The 5397-nt window shown below is 53.0% G+C and carries 5 protein-coding genes; all 5 read left to right on the forward strand.

What is annotated here, in order from left to right:
- Positions 1 to 499, forward strand: a 499-nt coding sequence (locus ABYT30_RS15040; RefSeq protein WP_373097341.1) for an NADPH-dependent F420 reductase, incomplete at its 5' end; no start/stop codon positions are given.
- 5 nt (positions 500 to 504) lie between these two features.
- A complete protein-coding gene (gene cofE / locus ABYT30_RS15045) occupies positions 505 to 1275 on the forward strand; it encodes a coenzyme F420-0:L-glutamate ligase (protein ID WP_373080647.1) in 771 nt (256 codons plus the stop codon).
- Positions 1275 to 2261 carry a 2-phospho-L-lactate transferase gene (cofD, locus tag ABYT30_RS15050; RefSeq protein ID WP_373080646.1) on the forward strand — a complete coding sequence of 329 codons (987 nt, stop codon included), beginning with the start codon at positions 1275 to 1277 and terminating at the stop codon, positions 2259 to 2261. The genes cofE and cofD overlap by 1 nt, the downstream gene beginning before the upstream one ends.
- Positions 2262 to 2291: 30 nt before the next feature.
- Entirely contained in the window at positions 2292 to 3083 is a 792-nt protein-coding gene (cofC, locus tag ABYT30_RS15055; RefSeq protein ID WP_373097342.1) for a 2-phospho-L-lactate guanylyltransferase, read from the forward strand.
- Positions 3080 to 5397, forward strand: a 2318-nt coding sequence (gene cofH, locus ABYT30_RS15060) for a 5-amino-6-(D-ribitylamino)uracil--L-tyrosine 4-hydroxyphenyl transferase CofH (protein ID WP_373097343.1), incomplete at its 3' end; no start/stop codon positions are given. The genes cofC and cofH, both read left to right, overlap by 4 nt.

Below are 5397 nucleotides of genomic sequence, written 5' to 3' on the forward strand. Positions count from 1 at the left end.
AGTCCATGTTCAAGCCATGGATAATATTGCGGCCGCCAAGGCGGCAGATATTGCTGCGCTTACCGTACCGTTTGCCCATCACGCGAGCACCTTGTTAAGTGTTAAAGACGCTTTGCAGGGTAAAATACTCATTGATGTCACAGTGCCGCTAGTACCGCCAAAAGTGGCTAGAGTTCAATTGCCAGAAGAGGGCTCCGCTGGCCAAATTGCTCAGAATATATTGGGTTCGGGTGTGAGTGTGGTGTCGGCTTTCCAGAATGTCGCTGCAGTGCATTTGCAAGACGGTCAGGGCTTGGAGTGCGATGTTTTGGTGTGTGGCGATAATAAAGAAGCGCGTGCCAAGGTGATCGAACTTGTCGAAGCGGCAGGCCTGCGCGGTTTTCATGCCGGGAGTATCGCCAACGCCGCTGCCGTCGAGGCGATGACCTCGCTGCTGATCTTTATTAATAAACAGTATAAATGCCATGCCGGTATTAAGCTGACAGGCTTGGATCACTGATTATCATGTCACCTGCTTCCCTAACGTTAATCCCTGTGCCCGGTATTCCCATGGTAGAACCCGGGGATGATCTGTGTACGATACTGGTGAGCGCATTGGATCAGGCTCGTCTTGTGTTGCAAGACGGCGATCTTTTGGTGTTGGCGCAAAAAATTGTGTCGAAGGCTGAGGGGCGTTACGCCTTTTTAAATGATGTTAACCCGAGCCCGGAAGCACTAGCCTTAGCGCGTGACTGTGATAAAGATCCCCGTCACATGGAGATTTTGCTTCGGGAGTCCCGAGCTGTGTTGCGGCAGCGACCGGGGGTGGTGATTGTTGAGCATAAACTCGGTTATGTGCACGCGAACGCTGGTATTGACCGTTCGAATATCGAAAGCGACGAAGATAATCCGCGATTGTTGTTATTACCGGAAAACCCGGATGCCAGCGCGAATAATTTGCGTGAGGCGCTGCGAGAAAAAATTGGCGTTGAAGTAAACATTATCATCAATGATAGTGCTGGTCGGGCATGGCGCAATGGCACTTTAGGTTTTGCCATTGGTACCGCCGGGTTCGAGGCAGTAGAAAATCGTATTGGTGAACAAGACTTATTTGGTCGCGCTTTGGAGGTGACCGAAGTCGCGGTAGCCGATGAACTCGCCGCCGCCGCGTCATTTTTGATGGGTCAAGGCAACGAATCGATGCCCCTAGTATTGATTCGTGGTGCAAAACTACGTCCATCCGATGCGGGTTCAGCCGCATTAATTCGTGATCGAGAGAGGGATATGTTTCGCTAATGAGTACTGCTATTGGTTCTAGCGCTGTCCCCGCAGGGCGAGTTTTGGCCTTAACTGGCGGCGTCGGCGGCGCAAAATTGGCACGCGGGCTTGCCGGGGTGCTGAAAAAACAACAGCTCACAATTGCGGCGAATACCGCGGATGATTTTGACTACTGGGGCCTGCGAATTTGTCCTGACCTTGATTCGGTAATGTATGCCCTTGCGGACCTTAATGATGACCAGCGCGGCTGGGGGGTGAAGGATGAAACCTGGCGGACGCTAATTGCCATGCGACGCCTTGGCGGTGATGAGTGGTTTCAAATTGGCGACCAGGATGCCGCAACCCATATTTTCCGAACTCAAATGCTGGCTAGTGGCGCTAGCTTGGCTGAAGTAACAGGAAAATTGTGTCGTGGTTTGGGTATTGCGGCAATTTTACTCCCCATGACTGAAAGTCGGGTTGCTACCAGAGTAAAGACTGATCGGGGCGATTTAGAGTTTCAGGAGTATTTTGTTCGGGATCAATGTGAGCCTGCGGTGCGGGGCTTAAGTTTTGATGGCATAGATTCTGCGCGGTTGCACCCTGATATAGTTGAGCTACTAGAAAGTGATAATCTCAGCGCTATTGTTATTTGTCCCTCTAATCCCTTTGTGAGTATTGATCCAATCTTATCATTGCCACGTTGCCGTGAGCTTTTGAAAGCGGCTAAGGCACCTGTTATTGCTGTTTCGCCTATTATTGCCGGGCGCGCAGTGAAGGGGCCTGCGGCAAAAATGATGAGGGAGCTGGCTATGCCAGCGACGGCGACCGCTGTTGCACATTATTATGGTGATCTCCTAGACGGCTACGTCTTAGACGAATTAGATGCCGAACATGCCGAGGATGTGGCGGCTCTGGGGCTTGAAGTCTGCGTGGCGCCAACCGTCATGACGAGCGTGGCGAGCAAAGTGAGTTTGGCTGAAATTGTGCTGGATTTTGCTGCCGGAATATCACTGCGAAATTGAAATAAAACCTATTAATAAAGTGAAAACTGTATGTGGGCATTACTGCCGTTAAAAGATTTTGTTCAGGCCAAACAGCGCTTATCGGGTAGCCTTACGGTGTCTGAGCGTCGAGGCTTGTTCCATGCCATGGTTGAAGACGTTCTGACTGTTATGGCGGCTTATCCCGGGTTTGAGCGTGTGGTATTGGTTTCTGATGACCCAGCGGCACAGTTATTGGCCGAGCACTATGGTGTGGACTGCTGGTCTGAACGAAGCTTTGCGGTACAGGGCTTGAACGCGGTAGTAACGGCGGCAGTGGCGAAAATTCACTCGCTGACGACGCCCGCGCCGACGGCGGTCATGGTCGTGCATGGCGACTTGCCGCTACTTAGTGCGAGTGAACTCGATATTGTAATTAAGCAGCATAGTGAGCTCCTTGGCGCCGCGCAGACTGGTTTAAGCATTGTTACTGACCGCCATCAGCGCGGCAGTAATATCTTGGTTTGTGATCCGGCGCAGCCATTGCAATTAGCCTATGGCCAAGATAGCTGTGCTCAGCACCTTGCTGAGGCGCGACGTATTGGTATTCCCGCGCAGGTTTTGCATCTGCCGAATATTGCCGAGGACATTGATACGCGAGCAGATTTGCTGCGCTTATTGGCATTGCCAGAAGCCCCCATGGTAGCTAATACGCCAGAAACTCCAGTTTTAGCTGCGAAGACATTGACGTTTTTACGTGAGGCGGGGATTGCTCAGCGTTTAATCACCATGCGCTCGGAAGCCAATGCCGAGGCCTTAAGAGTACATGCGGAATCGGCGGTGGCCGAGTGGAATACCCTATGAATAACACAGCAATGGCAATTTTAGCTGCCGTTAATGATGCCGGTTTAAACGATGCCGATGCGCTAGCGCTCGCCGCGCTAGATGACAGTCCTGAGTTGATGGCGGCTGCGACGCGGTTGCGCGATCGCGGTTTTCATAATGGGGTGAGTTATTCTCGTAAAGTGTTTATCCCACTAACCCATTTGTGTCGGGATGTTTGTCATTACTGCACTTTTGCCAAGACACCGAAAAAGATTGAACAAGCATTTCTACCGGTAGATCAGGTCCTAGCTCAGGTCAAAGTTGCTGAGAGTATGGGCTGCAAAGAGGCCTTGTTCACCTTGGGAGAAAAGCCCGAGCTGCGCTATCGGGCTGCTCGCGAAGCACTTGCCGCGATGGGCTTTGCGACGACCCTAGAATATCTCGCCCATGTTGCCGGTCGGGTATTGGCAGAAACCAATGTACTACCCCATATAAATGCCGGCTGCATGGATGATGACGAGATTGCCATGCTGCGTCCGGTGTCTGCGTCCATGGGGATTATGCTGGAATCGGCTTCTACGCGGTTATGCGAAAAGGGCATGCCGCATTACGGTTCTCCAGATAAGGATCCGGCGCAGCGTTTAGCGACAATTGAGCGGGCTGGCCGTGCGTCCGTGCCCTTTACCTCAGGTATATTGATTGGCATTGGGGAGACCCGTGTTGAGCGGGTGGAAGCCTTGCTGGCATTGCGAAAATTGCATTTGCGCTACGGTCATTTGCAGGAAGTGATTGTGCAAAATTTTCGTGCTAAGCCAAACACTAAAATGGCGATGGCGCCCGAGCCAGATTTGAATGAATTGCTGTGGACGATTGCTGTTGCGCGGTTAATTTTTGGTTCGCAAATGAGTATTCAAGCGCCGCCTAACCTCAGTCCGGGTGTGTTGCCGCAATTGGTTGCAGCGGGCTTGAATGATTGGGGCGGGGTGTCGCCCCTAACCCCTGATTTTGTCAATCCGGAAGCGCCTTGGCCGCACTTGGAAACCTTGGCCAAGGAGACCGCCGCGGCAGGCAAGCATTTACATGAGCGCTTAACGATATATCCGCGTTATGTGCAGGACTATTCCCGTTGGCTTGATGCAGCACTACATACCAAAGTTTTACATTACAGTGATGGGCAGGGCTTGCCGAAGGAAGACGACTGGGTAGCCGGCCAAAATTTTGAAGCGCCGGCAGCCGAGCTAGCACTGCTTGCCGGGGACGCCAGTAGCTCAGGTATCGTGGCGCCGGTATCGATGGATATCCAGGATATTATTGCGACGGCAATGCGTGGCGAAGCTGTGAGCGAGGACAGTATCATTCGCCTATTTTCGGCGCGGGGCAGCGATTTCGCGGCGGTGTGTCGCGCGGCCAATACCCTGCGCGAGCAGCGCTGTGGTGATCAGGTCAGTTATGTGGTGACCCGAAATATTAACTATACGAATGTCTGTTATTTCAAATGCCAGTTCTGCGCTTTTTCAAAGGGCAAGCTCAGTGAAAACTTGCGTGGTCGCCCCTATGATTTGTCGGGCGAAGAGATCGCTCGCCGCGCGCAAGAGGCTTGGCAGCGGGGGGCTTCTGAAGTTTGTATGCAAGGCGGAATCCACCCGGAGTACACCGGCCAAACCTATTTGGATATTGTTGCCACCTTGCGTGCGGCTACCCCCGATATGCATATTCACGCCTTCTCGCCGCTCGAGATTTGGCAGGGCGCGGAAACCTTAGGGCTGGACCTTGAGACTTATCTTGGCCAGTTGAAAGAGGCGGGCTTACATACTCTGCCCGGCACCGCAGCAGAAGTCTTAGATGACGAAGTTCGAGCAGTGCTCTGCCCTGATAAAATCAATACTGAGCAGTGGCTGGCGGTAATGGCGGCGGCCCATAAAGTTGGGCTGCGCTCCACGGCAACCATTATGTATGGCCACGTTGATAATTATCGGTCTTGGGCTCGCCATTTACTGCGGGTGCGGAGCCTGCAGGAAAAAACCGGCGGTTTTACGGAGTTTGTGCCGCTGCCTTTCGTGCCGCCAGAAGCGCCGATTTACCTCAAGGGCCGCGCTCGGCGTGGACCGAGCTTCCGCGAAGCAATTTTAATGCACGCAGTAGCGCGTTTGGTTTTCAACGGCCTGATCGATAATATTCAGGCGTCGTGGGTCAAGATGGGGGAGCAGGGCGTCGAAGCCTTGCTTAACGCCGGTGTGAATGACCTCGGTGGCACTTTGATGAATGAGACCATAACCCGCGCTGCCGGTGCGGTGCACGGGCAGGAAGCGGCGCCAGAATTGATGGAAGGGCGCATTCGTCGCGCCGGGCGTCA

Source organism: Zhongshania sp., from assembly GCF_041623545.1.
Lineage (GTDB): Bacteria > Pseudomonadota > Gammaproteobacteria > Pseudomonadales > Spongiibacteraceae > Spongiibacter.